Source organism: Paraconexibacter antarcticus (genome assembly GCF_024220175.1).
GTDB classification, from domain to species: domain Bacteria; phylum Actinomycetota; class Thermoleophilia; order Solirubrobacterales; family Solirubrobacteraceae; genus Paraconexibacter; species Paraconexibacter antarcticus.
On sequence record NZ_CP098502.1, the window covers coordinates 332,486 to 352,471 of the forward strand.

Annotated in this window: 19 protein-coding genes; 11 read left to right on the forward strand and 8 right to left on the reverse strand. The window is 76.1% G+C overall.

The genetic code is table 11. The features are described 5' to 3' along the window. Together NBH00_RS01750 and NBH00_RS01755 are read right to left on the reverse strand one after the other, a co-directional pair. Nucleotides 1-516: an ABATE domain-containing protein gene (locus NBH00_RS01750; RefSeq protein ID WP_254571635.1), complete on the reverse strand. Its 516-nt coding sequence runs from the start codon at nt 514-516 to the stop codon at nt 1-3. Then, nucleotides 513-1,073 (reverse strand): hypothetical protein, encoded by a 561-nt coding sequence (locus NBH00_RS01755; protein WP_254571636.1) that lies wholly within the window; start codon nt 1,071-1,073, stop codon nt 513-515. The genes NBH00_RS01750 and NBH00_RS01755 overlap by 4 nt, the downstream gene beginning before the upstream one ends. Before the next feature lie 95 nt (nt 1,074-1,168). Here NBH00_RS01755 and NBH00_RS01760 point away from each other — a divergent pair, with 95 nt between their 5' ends. The 3 genes from NBH00_RS01760 to NBH00_RS01770 are packed head-to-tail and all read left to right on the forward strand — an operon-like array spanning nt 1,169 to nt 8,143. Further along, a complete protein-coding gene (locus NBH00_RS01760; RefSeq protein ID WP_302182680.1) occupies nt 1,169-4,537 on the forward strand; it encodes an ATP-binding protein in 3,369 nt (1,122 codons plus the stop codon). Between the two features lies 1 nt (nt 4,538). Continuing rightward, complete coding sequence (locus tag NBH00_RS01765) at nt 4,539-6,257, forward strand: FAD-dependent oxidoreductase (RefSeq protein WP_254571638.1); 1,719 nt, start codon at nt 4,539-4,541, stop codon at nt 6,255-6,257. Then, nucleotides 6,254-8,143, forward strand: a complete 1,890-nt coding sequence (locus tag NBH00_RS01770) for an alpha/beta fold hydrolase (RefSeq protein WP_254571639.1) — start codon at nt 6,254-6,256, stop codon at nt 8,141-8,143. The genes NBH00_RS01765 and NBH00_RS01770 overlap by 4 nt, the downstream gene beginning before the upstream one ends. 124 nt (nt 8,144-8,267) lie before the next feature. Here the strand turns inward: NBH00_RS01770 and NBH00_RS01775 are convergent, their stop codons facing one another. Next, nucleotides 8,268-9,197, reverse strand: a complete 930-nt coding sequence (locus tag NBH00_RS01775; protein ID WP_254571640.1) for a cation diffusion facilitator family transporter — start codon at nt 9,195-9,197, stop codon at nt 8,268-8,270. Between the two features lie 40 nt (nt 9,198-9,237). Here NBH00_RS01775 and NBH00_RS01780 point away from each other — a divergent pair, with 40 nt between their 5' ends. Continuing rightward, a complete protein-coding gene (locus NBH00_RS01780) occupies nt 9,238-10,860 on the forward strand; it encodes a DHA2 family efflux MFS transporter permease subunit (RefSeq protein ID WP_254571641.1) in 1,623 nt (540 codons plus the stop codon). Nucleotides 10,861-10,914: 54 nt separating this feature from the next. Here the strand turns inward: NBH00_RS01780 and NBH00_RS01785 are convergent, their stop codons facing one another. From NBH00_RS01785 to NBH00_RS01795, 3 genes are all read right to left on the reverse strand, one after another. Beyond that, on the reverse strand, nt 10,915-11,511 hold the full coding sequence (locus tag NBH00_RS01785; protein WP_254571642.1) for a TetR/AcrR family transcriptional regulator: 597 nt from the start codon (nt 11,509-11,511) through the stop codon (nt 10,915-10,917). Continuing rightward, complete coding sequence (locus NBH00_RS01790; RefSeq protein ID WP_254571643.1) at nt 11,511-11,834, reverse strand: DMT family transporter; 324 nt, start codon at nt 11,832-11,834, stop codon at nt 11,511-11,513. Before NBH00_RS01790 ends, NBH00_RS01785 begins: the two co-directional genes overlap by 1 nt. 130 nt (nt 11,835-11,964) lie before the next feature. After that, nucleotides 11,965-12,654 carry a type 1 glutamine amidotransferase gene (locus NBH00_RS01795; RefSeq protein ID WP_254571644.1) on the reverse strand — a complete coding sequence of 230 codons (690 nt, stop codon included), beginning with the start codon at nt 12,652-12,654 and terminating at the stop codon, nt 11,965-11,967. A 111-nt stretch (nt 12,655-12,765) separates the two neighbouring features. Here NBH00_RS01795 and NBH00_RS25180 point away from each other — a divergent pair, with 111 nt between their 5' ends. Further along, on the forward strand, nt 12,766-13,872 hold the full coding sequence (locus tag NBH00_RS25180) for a lipase family alpha/beta hydrolase (protein WP_302182681.1): 1,107 nt from the start codon (nt 12,766-12,768) through the stop codon (nt 13,870-13,872). Here NBH00_RS25180 and NBH00_RS01805 read toward each other — a convergent pair. After that, nucleotides 13,841-14,080 carry a LapA family protein gene (locus NBH00_RS01805; protein WP_254571645.1) on the reverse strand — a complete coding sequence of 80 codons (240 nt, stop codon included), beginning with the start codon at nt 14,078-14,080 and terminating at the stop codon, nt 13,841-13,843. The genes NBH00_RS25180 and NBH00_RS01805 overlap by 32 nt on opposite strands. A 39-nt stretch (nt 14,081-14,119) precedes the next feature. On the opposite strand from NBH00_RS01805, the gene NBH00_RS01810 reads away from it, so the two are divergent. From NBH00_RS01810 to NBH00_RS01835, 6 genes are all read left to right on the forward strand, one after another. Continuing rightward, nucleotides 14,120-14,434: a hypothetical protein gene (locus tag NBH00_RS01810; protein WP_254571646.1), complete on the forward strand. Its 315-nt coding sequence runs from the start codon at nt 14,120-14,122 to the stop codon at nt 14,432-14,434. Between the two features lie 19 nt (nt 14,435-14,453). Then, the gene (locus NBH00_RS01815; RefSeq protein ID WP_254571647.1) at nt 14,454-15,062 is read left to right on the forward strand and encodes a hypothetical protein; all 609 of its coding nucleotides are present in this window, start codon (nt 14,454-14,456) and stop codon (nt 15,060-15,062) included. Between the two features lie 115 nt (nt 15,063-15,177). After that, the gene (locus NBH00_RS01820) at nt 15,178-16,269 is read left to right on the forward strand and encodes a flippase-like domain-containing protein (protein ID WP_254571648.1); all 1,092 of its coding nucleotides are present in this window, start codon (nt 15,178-15,180) and stop codon (nt 16,267-16,269) included. 89 nt (nt 16,270-16,358) lie between these two features. Further along, nucleotides 16,359-17,111 carry a TrmH family RNA methyltransferase gene (locus tag NBH00_RS01825; RefSeq protein WP_254571649.1) on the forward strand — a complete coding sequence of 251 codons (753 nt, stop codon included), beginning with the start codon at nt 16,359-16,361 and terminating at the stop codon, nt 17,109-17,111. An 87-nt stretch (nt 17,112-17,198) separates the two neighbouring features. Next, a complete protein-coding gene (gene pyk / locus NBH00_RS01830) occupies nt 17,199-18,614 on the forward strand; it encodes a pyruvate kinase (protein ID WP_254571650.1) in 1,416 nt (471 codons plus the stop codon). A 122-nt stretch (nt 18,615-18,736) separates the two neighbouring features. Further along, a complete protein-coding gene (locus NBH00_RS01835; protein WP_254571651.1) occupies nt 18,737-19,681 on the forward strand; it encodes a phosphatase PAP2 family protein in 945 nt (314 codons plus the stop codon). Here the strand turns inward: NBH00_RS01835 and NBH00_RS01840 are convergent. Next, nucleotides 19,626-19,985: a GNAT family N-acetyltransferase gene (locus tag NBH00_RS01840; protein ID WP_254571652.1), complete on the reverse strand. Its 360-nt coding sequence runs from the start codon at nt 19,983-19,985 to the stop codon at nt 19,626-19,628. The genes NBH00_RS01835 and NBH00_RS01840 overlap by 56 nt on opposite strands. Nucleotide 19,986 lies beyond the last annotated feature (1 nt).

The following is a 19,986-nucleotide window of genomic DNA, read 5'->3' on the forward strand; positions in this document are numbered from 1 at the left end:
TCAGCCCGCCCCGAACTCGGCGAGGAAGCGGTCGCGCAGGCCCGCGGCGCCCGGGTTCAGCGCCTCGGCGGCGGCGAACCGGCCGAAGCGCTCGCGCAGCGCCAGCGCCCGCTCGACCTCGGGGAGCGAGTGCTCGGCGTACGGCATGATCGTCCACGAGTCCTTGATGCGGTGGTCGGCGAGCCACGTGGCGAGCGCGCGCCGGTCGTCGGTGTCCGGGCAGCCCTCGCAGCGGGCGAAGAGCGGCGCGCACGCCCGGGCCAGCCCCTCGACGACGGCGGCCTCCGGCGGGTCGGCGTCGACGACGACGAAGAGATAGGGTCCGAGGGCCGGCGCGGTCGCGCCGCGCGGGTCCTCGAGGCGCTCGATGAGGGTCACGCGGCCCATGTGGAGCCCCGGGATCGCGGTGAGCGGGCTGCCGTCCGACGGGCCCAGCGCCTCGATCGCGCGGGCGAGGCCGTCCCGTTCGCCCGCCCGGACCGGGGCCATGACGGTGTAGGCGACGTGCCGGCTCACAGGACCGCCCCGCTGCGGCCGAGCAGCTGCCGCCAGCGCCGGGCGAACTCCGCGTCGTCCATCCCGGGGGCCTCGCGGCGGAGCCGTCCGAGCTCCTCCTCGAGCTCCAGCGCCCCGAGGATCATCTTCACCGACGCCTGCGGATAGGCGCAGTGGAAGTGCTCGGTCGGGACGACCCGCTCGGTGATGAAGCGGCGGAACCGGCCGAGCGGCTCCGGGCCCGGGAAGTGGAACGCCCCCTGCCACAGCAGCCGCATCCGCCACGGGATGAGGATCGAGAACGCGTCGATGTACGCGTTCACGTCCCCGTTGAACGTCGTGGAGAAGACGACGTACGGGTACGGGAGGCGGGTGCCGCCGCGCGGCGGCATGTGCGTCAGGAGCGACCAGTGGGCGAAGTGGATGAACCGCAGGCGCTTCAGCGGGGCCTTGACGAAGCGGGCGACGGGCGAGAAGCGCTCCGCCGGGGGCCAGCTGAGCTTCAGCCACAGCCCCCAGGCCCGCCGGACCGGGGTGAAGATCTGCAGCGGCTGGGCGCGGGCGGGCTCGGACGCCATCGCGGCGGAATGCTACCTGTGCACCGAAATCCGTGTGATCGTGGGCAGACCCTTGTGTCGCGGGTGGGCGTCCAGCAGGATGGGGCGAGGACACCGTGAGGGCACCCAGGACCGAACACTCACCCGGCGCCGGGATCGTCGGGCGCGATCGCGAGCAGGCGGCGCTGGTGCGCTCGCTCGCCGCTGCCTGCGACGGCCACGGCAGCCTCGTGCTCATCTCGGGCGAGCCGGGCATCGGCAAGACGACGCTGGCGGGCGCGCTCGCGTGGCCGGCGGGCGAGGCCGGCGCCACCATGATCTGGGGCCGGTGCTGGGACGCGGGCGGCGCGCCGGCCTACTGGCCGTGGCGGCAGGTCGTCCGCGTCCTCGCCGAGGAGCTCGCCGACGCCGAGCTGCAGGCGGCCGCCGGCGCGGGCGCGCGCTGGCTCGTCCACGTCGCCCCCGAGCTCGACGCCCGGCTCCCGGGCGACGCGCCGGCGATCCCGGGGGAGTCCCAGCAGGCGACGTTCGCGCTCTTCGAGGCGCTGCAGGCCTTCCTGCGCGCCTGCGCCGCCCGCCGGCCGCTCGTCGTCGCGCTCGACGACCTCCACGCCGCCGACGTCGCCTCGCTGCGGGCGCTCGACTTCCTCGCCCGGAGCATCGCCGAGTCCGCCATCCTCGTCGTCGCGACCGTGCAGGAGGTCCCGCTGCACCGCCGCGCCGACGCCGTCGCGATCGCCGAGACGCTCGAGCGCCGGGCCGAGCGGATGCCGCTCGGCGGGCTCGACGAGGCGGCGATCGGCGCGCTGATGGCGGCCGACCGCGGGGCGCCCGTCCCCGACCAGCTCGTCCGGCTCGTCCACGGCCGGGCCGCCGGCAACCCGCTCTTCGCGACCGAGCTCGCGCGCCTGCGCCCGGACGAGGACGGCGGCGGCGCTGCGCTGCCCGGCGGGGTGCAGGCGGCCGTCCGCGACCGCCTCGCCGCGCTCGGGGACGACGGGCTGCGCGTCCTCACCGACGCCGCGGTCATCGGCCAGGAGTTCCGCATCCTCACGCTCGAGCGGGTCGCGCGCGTCTCCCGCGCCGCGCTGCTCGATCTCCTCGACGAGGCCGAGTCGCTCGGTGTCGTCGTGCTCGTCGACGAGAGCGGGCGCTACCGCTTCCGGCACGGCCTGCTCCGCGACACGCTCTACGGGTCGCTGCGCCGCGTCGCCCGCGCCGAGGCGCACCTGCGCGTCGGCGCGGTCCTGGAGGAGCTCCGTCAGGCCGGCGCCGCCGACCGCCACGTCTCCGAGCTCGCCCACCACTTCGTCGAGGCCGCGTCGCTCGGCGATCCGCTGCCCGCGATCCGCTTCTCGCGCGCGGCGGGGGACCGCGCGACGGCGGTCTTCGCCTTCGAGCAGGCCGCCGACCACTACGCCACCGCGCTGCGCGTCATGGAGCTCGGCGAGCCGGACGACGCCGCCCGCGGCCAGGTCCTCCTCGAGCTCGGCCGGGCGCAGATCGCCGCCGCGAACCCGGACGGCGAGGCGACGCTGCTCGAGGCGGCGGCCCTTGCGCGCGATCGCGGCGACGTGACGCTGCTCGCCGACGTCGCGCTCTCCTACGGCCCCTACGCGCTCTCGCCGGGCACGGTCGACGAGCAGTGGACCGGGCTGCTCGAGCAGGCGATCGCCGCCGTGGGGACGAGCGATCCGGCCCGTCGCGCGCGCCTGCTGGCCCAGCTCGGCCGCGCGCTCTACTTCTCGCCCGGGCACTCGGCGCGCCGCCTCGAGCTCGCCGACGAGTCGATCGCCCTGGCCCGCGCGGCCGCGGATCCGGCGACGCTCGCGGTCGTCCTCAGCGACGCGCACGTCGCCGCGTGGAACGTCGATCGCACCGAGGAGAACCTCGTCCTCATCGCCGAGCTGCAGCAGCTGCTCAGCGAGCAGGGCGACCCGCGGGCGGCGCTTCCGTCGCTCGTGCGGTCGATCGACCTGCACCTCGAGCTCGGGGACATCGCGAACGCGTCGATCGCCCTCGAGCGGCTCGAGGCGCGCGCGGCCGACCTCTCCGACCTGCGCGCCGGCGTCATCGGCCGCCTGCACCGCTCGCGCCAGGCGCTCATCGAGGGCCGCTTCGCCGAGGTCCCCGGGCGCCTGCAGGCGGCGCTCGCGGAGGGGGCGTCGCTGCACTACTCGCCCGTCCCGGTCATCGCCGGCGGGCAGACGTTCTGCCTGCGGCTGCTGTGCGGCGGCCTCGAGGAGCTCGCGCCCATGGCGCGGCAGGCCGCCGACGCGGCGCCGGGCATGGGCGTGTGGCGCGCGGCGCTCGCCGTCGCCCAGCTCGAGCTCGGCCACGAGCAGGAGGCGCGCCAGGCGCTCGACCGCGCCGCCGTCGACGGCTTCGCCCGGGTCGAGCGCGACTCGTTCTTCCTCGTCTCGCTCGGGCTGTGGTCGGAGGTCGCGTTCCGCACCGGCGCCGCGGAGTACGCCGCGCATCTCACCGAGCTCCTCGAGCCGTTCGCCGGGCGGATGCTCGCGACGACGGGCGGCGCCTTCTTCGGCCCGGTCACCCGCACGCTCGGGCAGGCGGCGGCGCTCGCCGGTGACGTCGACGGGGCGCTGCGGTGGCTGGCCGCGGCCCGGGAGCAGGCGCGCGGCATGGGGGCGGCGCCGTCCGTCGTCCTCGCCGAGGTCGACGAGGCGGCCGTCCTCGTCGCGGCGGGCGACGCGCGCGCGACCGCGGTGCTCGACGCCGCGGAGGCGGGCGCCGTCGCGCTCGGGATGGCGCCGTACGTCGCGCGGGTCGCGGCACTGCGGGAGCGGCTGGGCGAGGCGACGGCGGCGGCCGTCGTCGCGGACGCACCGGTCGTCCCGTCCACCGGCCCCGCCCGCGGCCGCCTCGTCCGCGAGGGGGACACGTGGGCGCTCGCGCTCGACGACCGGGCCGTGCGGCTGAAGGACGGCAAGGGCGTCCGCTACCTCGCGGCGCTGCTCGCGCATCCGGGGGTCGAGCTCCACGCGCTCGACCTCGTCGGGGGCGGAGGGAACGGCGGGAGCAACGGCAACGGCCGCGCGGACGCCGACGCGGGCGCCGCGGTCGCGGCCGGGCTCGCGGTCCGGGCCGACAGCGGGGACGCCGGGCCGCTGCTCGACGACGCGGCGAAGGCCGCCTACCGCGAGCGCATCACCGACCTGCGCGAGGCGGTCGAGGAGGCCGAGCGCTTCCACGACCCCGAGCGCGCCGCGGCCGCCCGCGAGGAGCTCGAGGCGCTCGTCGCCCAGCTCGCCGGTGCCGTCGGGCTCGGGGGCCGCGACCGCGTCGCCGGCTCGGCGGCCGAGCGCGCCCGCGTGAACGTCACCCGCGCGCTGCGCTCGACGCTGAAGCGGATCGCCGAGCACGACCCCGCGCTCGGCGGTGAGATCGAGGCCTGCGTCCGGACCGGGACGCTCTGCAGCTACGAGCCGTCGCGGCTGCACCCGGTGGTCTGGGAGGTCGGGTGACGTGACCGCCGCGGGGACGGTCGGCCCGGAGGACACCTTCGACGCGATCGTCGTCGGGTCCGGCTTCGGCGGCGCGGTCACGGCGTACCGGCTCGCGACGGCGGGCTGGCGGGTCCTCGTCCTCGAGCGTGGCCGCCCGTGGCCGCCAGGGTCCTTCCCGCGGACCCCGCGGCGGCTGCAGCAGGCGTTCTGGGACCCGCCGTCGGGGCGCCACGGCCTCTTCGACATCTGGGCCTTCAGCGGGATGAACGTCGTGACGGCGAGCGGCCTCGGCGGCGGCTCGCTCATCTACTCGAACGTCATGCTGCGCAAGCCGGCGGCGACGTTCGCGGGCACCGACACCGAGCACTGGCCGCTGACTCGCGCCGAGCTGAACCGGCACTACGACAACGTCCGCGACGTCCAGCGTCCGCAGGTCTACCCGGCCGACGTCGCGCCGTACGACGAGGCCGGGCGGGTCGCGGCGCTCGAGGAGGCGGCGGGGCGGCTGGGCCACGCGGTCTGCCGTCCTCCGCTCGCGGTCCTGTTCGCCGCCGCGCCGGGCGAGGCCCCGGTCCCGCGCGCGCCCGTCGACGGTCCCGTCGCGAGCCTCCACGGCCTGCCCCGCACGACGTGCCGGCTGTGCGCCGAGTGCAACCTCGGCTGCAACGACGGCGCGAAGCAGACCGTCGACCACACGTACCTCTCGCTCGCGGCGGACCCGTCGCTGCCGGCGCCCGCGCAGATCCGCACGCTCTGCGAGGTCCGCACCCTCGCGGCGCTCGGCGACGGCGACGGCTGGGCCGTCGGCTACCGGCAGCACACGGAGGGCCTCGGCGGGGTCGCGGTGGGCCTGCGCGACCCGAGCGGCGAGACCGAGCGGACGGTCCGCGCCGCGCACGTCGTCCTCTCCGCGGGGACCGTCGGCACGACGCGCCTGCTGCTCCGCAACCGCGCCGCGCTGCCGAAGCTCAGCCCGGCGCTCGGCCGGCGGGTCTCCGGGAACGGCGACCTGCTCATGTTCGCCCGCGACACCCGCGCGGGGGAGCCGCGCGACAAGGATCGGCCGTGGCGGTACCTCGACCCGTCCTTCGGCCCCGCGATCTCGACGAGCGTCCACGTCCCGGCCGCGCGGTCCTCCTCCGGCCGCGAGTACTACGTGCAGGACTCGGGGGCGCCCGGCTTCACCGAGTGGATGTGGCAGGGCGTCGAGCTGCCGCACGACCTGTGGGCCGAGCGCGGCGTCGCCTGGCGCCGGCTGAAGGACCGCCTCACCGGCCACCGCGACCCGAACGTCTCCGCCGAGCTCGCCGGCCTCTTCGGGAGCGCGCACGCCTCCGCGGCGATGATGCCGATGCTCGGGATGGGGCAGGACGTCGCCGACGGCCGGCTGCACCTCGACGACGACGGGCGCCTGGACCTCGACTGGAGCCCGAAGGCGTCGCAGCCGCACTACGAGGCGCTGCGGACGACGGCGGCCGAGCTCACCCGCGCGATGGGCGGCGAGTTCTCCGTCCCGCCGTCGGCCCACCTGACGACCGTCCACCCCGTCGGCGGCTGCGCGATGGCCGAGGACGCGGCGGGCGGCGTCGTCGACCCGTGGGGGCGCGTGCACGGCCACCCCGGCCTGCACGTCGCCGACGGCTCGGTCATGCCGGGCCCCGTCGGCCCGAACCCGTCCTTCACGATCGCGGCCCTCGCGGACCGCTTCGCCGAGCAGATGATCGAGGACGGCCGATGACCTCCCTCTCCTTCCACGAGCACATGGCCGGGTTCATCACCGCCGGCGAGCACGACTACAACGAGGGCCTGCGGCGGGGGCGCGCGGAGGACACGACGTGCGCGTTCACGCTCGAGCTCGACATCGCCGACGTCGACACGTTCCTCGACGACCCCATGAAGGCGGCGACCGCGGCCGGCGTCGTCACCTGCGGCACGTTCGGCGGGACGCTCCCGGTCGAGCGGGGCGACTTCGACCTCTTCGTCCCGCGGGAGGGGGAGGGCCGCGGGCAGCGGATGCTCTACCGGCTCCTCGTCCGCGACCCCGACGGGCGGCCGCTGACCTTCACGGGCTTCAAGGACGTCGCGGACGGGCTCGGCCTCGACATCTGGTCGGACACGTCGACGCTCTTCCTCCGCGTCCTCGCGGGGCACGTGGAGGCCGCCGACGAGGACGGCGCGGACGTTCTGGCCGCCGGCGTGCTGCGGATCTCGCACGCGGGCTTCGTGCGGATGATGGCGTCGATGCGCCCGCGCGGCGGGCCACCGTGGCGCCGCGCCCGCGCGCTCAGCCGCTTCCAGACCGCGTTCGTCGGGACGCTCGTGCACGTGTACGGCGGCCGGCAGGAGAAGGGCGGCCAGCAGGACTTCCCGGACCCCGCGCATCCGGCCGGCGACCCGTTCCGCGGCTTCGCGCCCGGGGCGTGGCACGCGGTCGCGGGGCACCCGGGGATCGAGCGGCAGATCCTCCCGCTGCAGGCCGGGGACGGGCTGCCGCTCACGCTGCACCACTTCCGGCGGGCGCGGGCGACGGGCGGCGGCGCGGGGGCGGGGGACGGCGGCGGCGCGCCCGGTGGTGCCGGGGTAGGCGATGGCGCAGGCGCGCCCGGTGGCGCCGGGGTGGGCGATGGCGCAGGCGCGCCCGGCGGCGCGGGGGTGGAGGACGATGCGGGCGCGCCCGCGGGGAGCCCTGTCCTCTGCCTCCACGGCACCGGCGTGCGCGGCGACATCTTCGTCGGCGCGCCCGGCGGCGCCTCGACGGTTCGCGCGCTGCTCGACGGCGGCCACGACGTGTGGGTCTCCAACTGGCGCGCGTCGATCGACCTGCCGCCGCGGCCGTACACCCTGGACGACGGCGCGGTCCTCGACCATCCGGCGGCGATCGCGGCCGTCCGCGCCCGGACGGGGGCCGAGAGGGTCCGTGTCCTCGCGCACTGCCAGGGCTCGACGAGCTTCACGATCACGGCGCTGTCGGGGCTCGCGGGGGACGTCTCGCACGTCGTCGCGTCGGCGGTCTCGCTCCACACCGTCGTGCCGTGGCGCACGCGGGTGAAGTCGCGGCTCCTGCTGCCGCTCGTCGGACTGCGGATGCCGTACGTCAGCGCGCAGTGGGGCGTGCGGTCGCCGACGGCGCTCGCCACCGGCTTCGCGCGCACGGCGCGGATCGTCCGGCGCGAGTGCGACAACCCCGTCTGCGCGCTGGGCAACTACATGTACGGGACCGGGCCCGACGTCCTCTGGGTCCACGAGCGCCTCGGCGAGCCCGTCCACGACTGGGTCTCCCGCGAGTTCGGCTTCGCGCCGTACCGCTTCCTGCGGCAGATGGCGCGCTGCACGCGGGCGGGGCACGTCGTCCCGGCGGGCGGGTACGACCGCGTCCCCGGCGACCTGACGGGCGCGACCCCGCCGGCCGGGCAGCGCTGGACGTTCATCGCCGGGACGAGGAACCGCCTGTACCGCCCGGTCGGCCAGGAGCGCAGCCACGCCTGGTGGGTGCAGCACGGCGGCGGCGAGTCGGCCGGGCACGCGCTCCACCTGCTCGACGGCTACGGCCATCTGGACCCGCTCATCGGGCCGGGCGCGCCGGCCGACGTCTTCCCGCTCATCCTCGCGGGCCTCGCCGACTGAGGGCCGGCCGCCGCCCGACGCGCGTCCGCCGCCCGGCGCGCGGTCGCCTCCTCCCGGGGCACCGACTGACAGCTCAGGCAGACCCCTGCTGCATCAGCTGTCAGTCGGCGACGCGTGGGCCACCTCAGAGCGGCGCGATCTCGAGCAGCTCGTCCCCGTCGTGGTCGACCTGGATCGTCGAGTGGGTGACGCCGAACTCGTCCGCGAGCCGCTGCGCGAGGGCGACGCGGATGCCGTGCCAGTCCGCGTCGGGGCGGACGACGACGTGCGCCGACAGCGCCGGGAAGCCCGACGTCACCTCCCACACGTGGAGGTCGTGGACCTCGACGACCCCCGGGTGGGCGGCCATCGCGTGGCCGATCGCGTCGGGGTCGAGGCCTTCGGGGGCGGCCTCGAGGAAGATCCGCCCGGACGCCTTCAGCAGCCCGTAGGCGGCGCGGAGCATCGTCGCGCTGACGAACAGCGCGGCCAGGCCGTCGGCCCGCCCAAAGCCCGTCGTGAGGATGACGACGCCCGCCACCGCCGTCGCGACGAACGCGTAGAGGTCGGTGACGAGGTGCTGGAAGGACCCCTCGACGTTGAGCGAGGTACGGTTCGCGCGCGCGAGCGTCCACACCGCGGCGAGGTTCACGACGACACCGGCGAGGGCGACGAGCAGAACCGGCAGGCCCTCGACGGACGGCGGGTCGACGAGGCGCTGGATGCCCTCGGCGACGATGAGCAGGCCGAGCACGAGGAGCGTCGCGCCGTTGAACTGGGCGGCGAGGATCTCGGTGCGCTTCAGCCCGTACGTCATCGCCCCGCGGGCGGGGCGCGCGGCGAGGCGGATCGCGACGAGCGACAGCGCGATCGCCGCCGCGTCGGTGAGCATGTGCGCGGCGTCGGCGAGCAGCGCGAGCGACGAGACGGCGATCCCGACGCCGACCTCGACGGCCATGAAGCCGAGGATGAGCCCGAGCGCGATGGCGAGGCGCCGCCCGTCGGCGTCGGCGCTCACCCCGTGCGTGTGCCCCGCGTGCGCGCCGTGGTCGTGCGCGTGGCCTGAGTGGTCCATCCGCCGCCATGCTCGCACGCGCGGGTTCTAGGGTGGGCCCATGGGTGCGCCCGACGACCGCACGAAGCGCCTTGCCCTCGGCGCCGCGATCATGGGGTCGTTCGTCGCCGGCCTCGACGCGACCGCGGTGAACGTCGCGCTGCCGTCGATCCGGGCGGACCTCGGCGGCGGCCTCGCCGGCCAGCAGTGGGTCTCCAACGCCTACCTGCTCATGCTCGGATCGCTCATCCTCGTCGGCGGCTCGCTCGGCGACCTCTACGGCGAGCGGCGCATCTTCACGCTCGGGGTCGCCGGGTTCGGGACGGCCTCGCTGCTCTGCGCCCTCGCGCCGTCGATCGAGCTGCTCGTCCTCGGCCGCGCGCTGCAGGGCGTCTTCGGGGCGCTGCTCACCCCGAGCGCGCTCGCCGTCATCGTCGCGACCTTCCCGGCCGCCGAGCGCGGCGGCGCGATCGGCTCCTGGACGGCGTGGGCCGGGATCGCCACGGTCATCGGCCCGCTCGCCGGCGGCTGGCTCGTCGACGCCGTCTCGTGGCGGCTCATCTTCGCGATCAACGTCCCGTTCGTCGCGATCACGCTCGCGCTCATCGCGGTCGCGATCCCGCGGCGGGAAGGGGACGGCGGCCCCGTGCACGTCGACGCGCCCGGCGCCGCCCTGACGGCGCTCGGCCTCGCCGGGCCGGTCCTCGCGCTCATCCGTCAGCCGGCGGTCGGCTGGTCGAGCCCCGAGGTCTGGGGCGCGGGGCTCGGCGGCGTCGCGCTCCTCGCGGCCTTCCTCGTCCGCGAGGGGCGCACCGCGCACCCGATGCTGCCGCTCGGCCTCTTCGCCCGCCAGAACTTCGCCGTCGGGAACGTCCAGACGTTCGCGATGTACGGCGGCCTCGGCGTGACGTTCTTCTTCCTCGTGCTCTTCCTGCAGCAGGTCGCGGGCTACCAGGCGCTCCAGGCGGGCTTCGCGACGATGCCCACGACGATCGTCATGTTCCTGCTCTCCAAGCGCGCCGGGCGGCTCGCCGACCGCTTCGGCCCGCGGCTCTTCATGGGTGGCGGCCCGCTCGTCGCCGCGGCGGGGATGGCGCTCATGCTGCGCCTCGACGCGCACCTGAGCTACTGGACCGACCTCTTCCCGGCGCTCGTCGTCTTTTCGCTCGGGCTCGCGGCGACGGTCGCGCCGCTCACCGCGACGGTGCTCGCCGACGCCGACGAGGAGAACGCCGGCATCGCCTCCGGGATCAACAACGCCGTCGCGCGGGTCGCCGGCCTGCTGGCGGTCGCGGGCCTCGGCGCCGTCGTCGCCGCGCAGTTCGGCGGCCGCCTGGACCGCGACGCGGTCGGCGCGGCCACGACGCCCGCCGCCCGCGCCGCGCTCGCCCAGGCCCGCCGGGAGACGCTGTCGCGCGTCGACCCCGCGGTCGCCGGCCCGCGCGTCGCCGCCGCGGTGCAGGACGCGTCGGTGCACGCGTTCCACGTCGGCGTCGGGATCGCCGCGGCGCTCGTCGCGCTCGGCGGCCTGCTCGGTCTCGCGGGCATCCGCAACCCGCGCCGCGAGGTCCGCTGCGAGGAGTGCGCGGGCGGCCAGTTCGCGGGCGCGCCGGCGGACGCGGCGCCGCACGTGCACGTCCCCGCCCCGGTGCCGGTCGGCGCGGTCACCGCACCGGAGCCCTGAGGGACCGGCACGTCGCCGGCCCCGCCGCGCGAGCCGACCGGCGCCCCGGGGCGCTCAGCCCGCCCGCAGGAGCGCGGCGACGAGGCGCTCGAGCTGCGGGCGCAGGGCGGCCGCCGGGTCCGGGTGCGCGAGCGCGAGCTGCGCGAGCAGCAGGCCGTCGAGCGTCGCGACGAGCAGCTCGGCGTCGGTCGCCGGGTGCGGCGATCCCGCGTCGCGCAGGACCGCCTCGACGACCTCGACGTACGCGCGCGTCCACTCCTCCTCGATCGGGCGCAGCGCCGGGCGGCGCGCGGCCTCGATCCACAGCGAGTACGCGGCGAGGAGGGACGTGCGGCTCGCGGCGAGGTCGGCGGCGAGCAGGTCGGTCAGCGCGCCCGCGAGGTCCGCTCGCGCCCGCTCCGCGTACTCGGTGGACAGCCGCCGCATCCGCGCGATGTCGGTGTCGGCGGCGAGCCGGTAGGCGTCCGCGAGCAGCTCGTCCTTGGACGCGAACCAGTACGTCGTCGCGGCGAGCGGCAGGCCCGCCTCGCGCGCGACGCGGCGGTGGGTGACGGCGGACGCCCCCTCCTCGCCGAGGACGCGGAGGGCCGCCTCGAGGATGAGCGCGCGCCGGGCCTCGCCCCGCGGGGGACGGCCGGCGGCGCCGGGCATCAGTGGGCGCCCGCGAGGTTCAGGCCGACGACGCCGGCGATGATGAGCCCGAGCGAGGCGAGCTTCGCGGGGGAGACGGGCTCGCCGAGCGCGGTCATGCCGACGACGGCGATCGTCGCGGTGCCGACCCCGGCCCACACGGCGTAGGCGAGCGAGACCTCCATGCGCTGCAGGACGAGCGCGAGGAACCCGAACGACGCGACGTAGCCGACGACGACGACCGCGATCGCGCCGGGACGCCCCGTCCCGGCGGCGTTCAGGGCGAGCGTGCCGGTCACCTCCAGGGCGATGGCGGCGGCGAGATAGGTCCAGGCGAGCAGCATGATCGGTACAAGTGTACTGATTTCGGTACACATGTACCGGTCGGTCGCGAGCCGACCGTTGACGGGGCGAACGTCGATCCTCCCCCGCTGTGGGGGGTGATGATCGACGTTCGTGCTCGCGTGGTCGGGGTCAGCCATCCGGGGCGAGCCCGCTGAGCCAGCGCGCGAAGAGGCGCAGCGCGGCCGGCGCGGACTCTCCGGCGTGCGCGGCCGTCTCGGCGCGGAGGGTGTCCGGGTCGTAGACGCGGTCCGCGAGCTCCCGCCCGTCCGCCGTGATCCAGCCCTCGACGATCGCGGGCGTCACCTCCGGATGGAACTGGACCGCGAGGTGCGGCCCGGCCGCGAAGGCCTGCACGCAGACCTCGTCCCGGGCGAGGACCCGCGCGTTCGGCGGGGGCAGGACGGCGTCCTCGTGCCAGGCGAGCCACGGCCCGGACGGAAGGACGCGGATGTCGATGCTCGGCGTGCGGATCCACCCGACCTGCGGGGCGGGCATCCGGTGCACGCGCCCGCCGAGCGCGGCGGCGAGGACCTGCGCGCCGAAGCAGATGCCGAGGACCGGGACGCCCGCGATCGCCGCCTGCCGGACCCAGGAGACCTCCGGCGCGATCCACGGCTCCGAGCCCGCTCCGACGGCGGACGCGTCGGCCCCGAGGACGACGATCCCGGCGGCGCCGCGCGGGTCCGGCAGTGCCTCGCGGTCGACCCGGATCGTGCGGACGGTGAAGCCGCCCGCCCCGGCCCCGCGCGTCGCGAGGACACCGCCGAGCAGCCCGGCCGGCGCGTCGTCCTGGTGCTGGAGGACGAGGAGGTCGGCCATGGGCGCCACGGTACACCGGTGGTCGCGGGCGCCCGACCCGCCCGCGTCCTCTGACCGCCCGCTGACGACACCCGGTGCACGCCTCGCCCCAAAATGTTACGGTCGCGTCCAATGCGCACCCTCCTGTCCCGCGCGGCCGCCGTCGCCGCCGCGCTCGCCCTGCCGCTCGCCGTCGCGGCGGGCCCCGCCCGGGCCGCCGCCCCGCTGCCCGTCACGTACGGCCCCGTCCCGCTGGTCGCCGGGAGTTTCGACCCCGACCACGTCGCCGGGGCGAACGACTTCAGCTGCAAGCCGACCACCGAGCACCCGCGGCCGGTCGTCCTCGTGCACGGCCTGGGCGCGACGCTCGGCGACAACTGGGCCACCCTCGCCCCGCTGCTGCAGAACAACGGCTTCTGCGTCTTCGGCCTCACCTACGGGCGCCAGGCGGGCTTCCCGTACGTCGGCGGCGTGCAGCGGATGGAGGACAGCTCGGCCGAGCTCGCGACGTTCGTCGACAAGGTGCTCGCCGCGACCGGGGCGACGAAGGTCGACCTCCTCGGCCACTCCGAGGGCACGGTCATGCCGCGCTGGTACCTGTCCTTCCGCGGCGGCGCGGCGAAGGTCGACAAGTACGTCCAGCTCGCCCCGCTGTGGGACGGCACGAACCTCGCCGGCATCGGTGACCTGCTGAAGGTCGCGCAGACCTTCAAGTTCGACCCGGCCGTCTACAGCACGTTCGCGTCCGTCGGCTGCGGCTCCTGCCCGGAGTTCGCGCGCGGGTCGGACTACCTGAGCAAGGTCAACGCCGCGGGCCCCGCCGTCCCCGGCATCACCTACACGGAGATCGCCACGAAGTACGACGAGCTCGTCTCGCCGTACACGAGCGGGTTCACGACGGCGCCCAACGTCACGAACATCCTCCTGCAGGACGTCTGCCCGACCGACTACTCCGAGCACCTCGGCGTCGCGTACTCGCCGGTCGCCGCGCAGCTCGTGCTCAACGCGCTCGACCCGGCCCGGGCGCGGAAGGCCCCGTGCACGCTCGTCACGCCGCTCGGGACGCCGGACCCGCCACAGGTCGGCCTCGCCCCGGCGGCCGCGCCCGCGACGGCGGCCCGCCCGGCCCGTCACCGCCGCGCGCACCGCCGCACGGCGCACCACCGCACGGCGCACCACCGCCGCGCGCAGGCGCACGCGAAGCGGGTCAGCCGGACTTCGCGGCGCGCCGCGCGCTGAGGTAGCCCGCGGCGAAGCCGCCCGCGACGCAGATCGCGATCACGACGAAGAGCGGCGCCCGCGACGACGCGACGATCCAGGTGATCTTCGTGCTGCGCGAGTTCGCGAGCGCAAAGAGGACGACGGCGACGGCGATGACGAGCGTCACCGGGTCGAGCCGCTGCCACCACTGCTCCTTCGTCGTCGCCCCGCCGGGTTCGTCGCGCATGGCGCAAAGCCTAGAAGACGGGCTCCTACACTCCGAAGGGTGAGTTTCGGGCGCGACAACGACCCCGTCCCGCCCGACCCCTTCGGCCGTCAGGGCCGGCTGCTGCACGTGCGCCGCGACGTGCAGGTCGGGCTCCTCGCCGACGGGACGATCGCGTGCCCCACGTGCGACGCCCCGGTCGCGCTCGGGCCGGGCGTCCACGGCCCCGCCGCCGCGCTGACCTGCGCGTACTGCGGGCACGCCGGCCGCGTGCGGGACTTCCTCGAGCTCGCGACGCCCGCCCGTCCCGCCCGCCCGGCCCGGGTCCAGGTCCGCGTCGTCCGCCCGGGCCGCGTCCGCATCGAACCGGCCTGAGCCGGGTAGACGCCCGCCCATGGACGCGGTCACCGACGGCATCCTCCACTGGGCCACCTACCACGACGGCATCGGGCAGACGGTCCACTCGCACTTGCACGTCGGGTCGGGCGCGATCTTCGACCCGCTGCTGCCCGAGGGCGGCATCGATGCGCTGGGCGCGGCGACGATCCCGAGCGTCGTCCTGCTCTCGAACCGCCACCACCTCCGCCACGCCGCCGCGCTCGCCGAGGCGTACGACATCGACATCCGCTGCCACGAGGCGGGGCTGCACGAGTTCACGGGCGACGACGCGCCGGAGGTCGCGGGGTTCGCGTTCGGCGACGAGGTCGCCGAGGGCGTGACCGCACTCGAGCTCGGGGTCCTGTGCCCCGAGGAGACGGTCTTCCACATCGCCGCCGGGCCCGGCGCCCTGCTCTTCGCCGACGGCCTGATGCGCGCCGACGGCGAGCTGACCTTCGTCCCCGACGGGCTGCTCGGCGACGACCCCGAGACAGTGAAGCGCGGGCTGCGCGAGCGGCTCGGCGTCCTCGCCGCGCGGGAGGACCACGACGTGCTCCTCTTCGCGCACGGCGAACCGGTGCGCGAAGGCGGCCGCGCCGCCCTCGAGGCCTTCCTCGCGGACTGACCGCCCGCGCCGCCGCGCGGGCGACCGACTGGCGGAAATCTAACCGGAGGCACCGTCCGCCTATGGCGCGATCGCCCCGCGAGGCGTAGAGTAGTTGCGCGTACACCTTCTCGCGATGCCGTCCTCCACCACCTCCGACCCCTCCGGCCTGCCCGCCGAGCTCGACCTGCGCAGCCTCCGCCGCCGCGCGCTGCAGGTCATCGCGATCCTCGGCGGCGTCGGCCTCGCGGCGCTCCTGATGCCCGGCCTCGGCGAGCTGCGGAGCAAGCTCGCCGACGCGGCGTGGGGCTGGCTCGCCCTCGCCGTGGTCCTCGAGGCGCTCTCGGGCATGTCCTACGTCCTCATGTTCCGGCCCGTCTTCTGCCGGCTCATGAGCTTCCGCAGCGCGATGGAGATCAGCTGGTCCGAGCTCGGCATGGGCTCCCTCGTCCCCGCCAGCGGCATCGGCGGGCTCGCGCTCGGCGCCTGGGTCCTCACCCGCGACGGGATGACGCCCGAGCACGTCGCCGAGCGGTCCGTCGCCTTCTTCCTCCTCAAGAGCTCGGTGAACTTCGTCGCCGTCGCGATCCTCGGCGTCGTCATGTTCGCCGGCGTCGGGCCGCACGAGTCGGTGCTCCTCACCCTGCTCCCGGCGGCGATGTCGGTGCTGCTCATCGCGGCGGTACTCGGGATCCCGCGGCTCGGCCCGGGCGCCGAGCCGGGACCCGGGGCGGGACGGGTCCGGCGTGGCGTCTCGCGCGGCCGCGCCGTCCTCATCGACGGTGTCGCCGCGGCGATCACGATCGCCCGGCGCCGCGATCCGCTCCTGCTCCTCGGCGCGTTCGGCTACTGGGCCTTCGACAACGCCGTGCTGTGGGCGACGCTCCATGCGTTCCACGTCTCCGTCCCGCTCACCGTCGTGCTCATGGGCTACCTCATCGGCCAGCTCGGCGGACTGCTCCCGATCCCCGGCGGCGTCGGCGGCATCGACGGCGGGCTCATCGGGACCCTCGTCGTCTACGGTGCCCCGGCCGCCGGGACCGCGGCCGCCGTGCTCGCCTACCGGGTCGTCCTCTTCTGGCTGCCGCTCCTCGCGGGCGCCGTCGCGTTCGTCTCCCTCAAGCGAGCGATCGACCACCCCGGTCGTCCCGACCTCTGCCGCGAGGCGACGACGCCGCGGACCGCGGCGCCCGCGGCGGCCGCCACGTCGGCGGGCTCCTCCGCCTGAGGGGTCGCACGTCCATCGGCCCGGGCATCCCCGGGCCGATGGACGTTCGACGGCCGGGGAGGGGCGCCGCCCGCCTATGCTCCGGCACGATGCTCCCGAGCCTCCGCGACGTCACCGCCGCCCGCCGGGACCCCGAGCTCGTCGTCCTCGAGGGCTTTCACGCGCTGAAGCACGCGCTGCGCTTCGGCGGCGAGGTCCTCGGCGTCTGGACCGCGGACCTCGACGAGCTCGAGGCGCTCCGCCTGCGCCTCGCGCCCGACCTGACGCTCCCGCCGGTGACGCTCGCCGCCGCGGAGGAGCTCGCGCGGATCGTCCCGCGCGCGCAGGTCCTCGCGCTCGCGCGGCGCCCGGCCCAGCCCGACGTCCCGGCGATGCTCGCCCTCCCGGGCCCGGAGCCGGTCGTCCTGCTCGAGCAGCCGCGCCACCTCGGCAACCTCGGTGCCTGCGTCCGCGTCGCGGCGGCCGCCGGCGCGGCGGGTCTCATCGCGACGGGTGATCAGGACCCGTGGCACCACGACGCGATCCGCGGCGGCGCGGGCCTGCAGTTCGCGCTGCCCGTGCGCCGCGCGCGGGCCCTCCCGGACTCCGGGCGGCCGCTCGTCGCCCTCGACCCGGAGGGGGACGTCCTGGAGCCGGGCGCCCTGCCGCCGCGCGCGGTCCTCGCCTTCGGCACCGAGCGCGACGGGCTCTCCGACGAGCTGCTCGCCCGCGCGGACGCCCGGCTCGCGCTGCCCATGCGCGCGGGCGTGTCGAGCCTCAACCTCGCGACGTCCGTTGCTGCCGTGCTCTACTCGGCGGCGGCGTCGTGGGCGCCGCCTGGGCCGCCGGCCCCGCGAGGATGACGTCGAGGCCGAAGGTGAAGCGCTCGTCGCCCTCGACCGAGCCGGCTCGCGCCTGACGGGAGCGCGGCGGCCTGCGAGAGTGGGACCGTGACCTTCAAGCGCCGCACGAAGATCGTCGCGACCCTCGGCCCGGCGAGCGAGACCGCCGAGACGCTCGACGCCCTGCTCGCCGCCGGGGTCGACTGCTTCCGCATCAACTGCTCGCACGGGACCGAGGAGGAGCTGCGCCGGCGCAACGCCGACGCCCGCGCGGCGATCGCCCGCTGCGGCCGGCACGTCGGCGTCCTCTTCGACCTCCAGGGGCCGAAGCTCCGCCTCTCGGCCGACACCCCGGTCCGCGTCGTGCAGGCCGACGAGCTCGTGCACTTCGTCGGCGTCGGCCGGGGGAGGGACGACGCCGAGCTCGTCGTCGACTACGCCGACTTCCTCCACCTCGTCACCGAGCGGTCGGAGATCGTCATCGGCGACGGCGTCCCCCGCTTCGTCGTCGAGGCACTCGACGACGGGCGCGTCACCGCGCGGGCGCTGACCGCCGGCACCGTCTCGCCGCGCAAGGGCGTGAACGTCACCTGGGCGCGGCCGAGCCTGCCGGCGATCACCGAGAAGGACGCGACCGACCTCACGCTCGCCGCCGAGCTCGGGGCGGACGTCGTCGCCCTCTCCTTCGTCCGCAGCGCCGCGGACATGGAGGACCTGCGCGAGCGGCTCAGCGGCCTGGGGTCGCGGGCCCGGACGGTCGCGAAGATCGAGAAGATCGAGGCCTACGAGCACCTCGACGAGATCCTCGAGGCCTCCGACGGGATCATGGTCGCGCGCGGCGACTACGGCGTGGAGGCGGGCGTGGCGCGGGTCCCGCTCATGCAGAAGGACGCGATCAACCGCGCGACCCAGGTCGGCAAGCTCGTCATCACCGCCACCCAGATGCTCGAGTCGATGATCCACGCGCCGGAGCCGACGCGGGCCGAGGCGGCGGACGTCGCGAACGCCGTCATCGACGGCACGTCGGCGGTCATGCTCTCGGCGGAGACCGGGGTCGGCGAGTTCCCGGTGCAGGCCGTGAAGGCGATGGCGGAGATCGCCTACGCGGCCGAGGAGTCGCCGGTCATCCTCGGCCGGGCCCGCGGCATCCACCCCGTCGGCTCCGCGGCGGCGACGGTCATGTACGCGGCGGTTCAGCTGTCCGACGCCCTCGACTCGGCGGCGCTCCTCATCCCGACCGCGACCGGCGGCGGCGCCCGCGCGTGCTCGAAGTACCGGCCCGCCCGGCCGATCGTCGCGCTCGTCCACGACGACGTCGTCGGCAACCAGCTCGCGCTCGAGTGGGGCGTGCTGCCGCTGCGCCTCCCGGTGGCCGAGACGGTCGACGAGCTCGTCGAGGCGTCGCTGCGCGCGGCCCGGGACGAGGTCGGCCTGCCCTCGGGGGCCGGCGTCATCCTCACGGCCGGGCGGCGGACGGGGACCCCGGGCGCGACGAGCCTCATCATGGTGCGGGAGATCCCCTGACGGCCGAGGCGCACAGCGACGCGCTGCCGGGCCCCGCGGGCGCCGGCGGGGCGGTGGTGGGTGCCGGCCCGCGCGGCGGCGCGGGCGCGGGTGCGCCCTGGGGCCCGCGGGCGCAGCGTGCGGTGACGGTCGGTGCGCCCGCCGTCTACGTCGTCGCGCTCTCAGTGACGGTCCTCGAGTGGGGCCTGCCGGTCGCGCGCGACCAGCTCTTCTTCTGGCTCGGACTCGGGATGGCGGCGTTCAGCGCGGGGCGCCCGCGGCGCCTGGCCCGCCTCGTCGTGGAATGGCTGCCGATCTTCGCGCTGCTCGTCCTCTACGACCTGCTCCGCGGCGCCGTCGACGGCGTCCCGGAGGCCGCGCACCGGACGGCGCAGCAGGGGTTCGACACGACGATCTTCGGCGGGGACGGCCCGACGGTGTGGCTCCAGCACCACCTCTGGGACCCGGCGCACCTGCGGCCGTGGGACTACGCGACCTGGGCGGTCTACATGACGCACTTCTTCGCGGTGTGGACGGTCGCCGCGGTCGTCTGGCACCGGGCCCACGAGCACTTCCGCCGCTACGCGTCGCTCGTCGTCCTCCTCACCCTCGGGGCGTTCCTCACCTACTGGCTCTACCCGGCGCAGCCGCCGTGGCTCGTCGCCGGCGACGGGCACCTGCCGCCGGTCGACCGCATCGTCCCGATCGTCTGGGGCCACCTCGGCGTCCACACGATCCAGTCGACGTACGAGAACGGCGCGCTCGTGAACCCGGTCGCGGCGATGCCGTCATTGCACGCCGCCTATCCCGTGCTCCTGCTCCTCTACTTCTGGGGCGCCGGGCGACGCGTCCGCGCGGGGCTCGGGCTGTACGCGGCGGCGATGGCGTTCACGCTCGTCTACGGCGGGGAGCACTTCTTCGCCGACATCGTCGCCGGGTGGCTCATGGCGGCGGTCGTGTTCGTCGTCGTCGACCGCGGCGCCCCCGCGCTCGGCCGCCGCACCGCCGGGGTGCGGCGGCGGGTCGCCGGGGTCAGCCGCTGGACAGCCCGTGGCGCCGCGGCCTCAGCGCGCCGGCCAGCCGGCTGAGCGGGCCGCTGGGCGCGGGGGCCTCCGGCCCGTCGCGCAGATGACGCGCGCGCTCGTGGAGGAGCTCGACGAGGTCGGCGGTCCGGCGGAAGGGGTCGGCGACGACCTCGCCGCTGTCGAGCGCAAGCGCCGCCCACGGGCGGCCGGCGACCTCGGCGACGAGCAGCGGACCGGTCAGCGGACGGCGGCTGTCGAGGAGGGCGAGCTCGCGCAGGGCGCCGGCGTCGGCCTCGGTGGCCCGGCGGATCGTCAGGTCCAGTTCGGCGGAGCTGGACGGAAGAACGAAGGAATTGGTCTGGTTCATA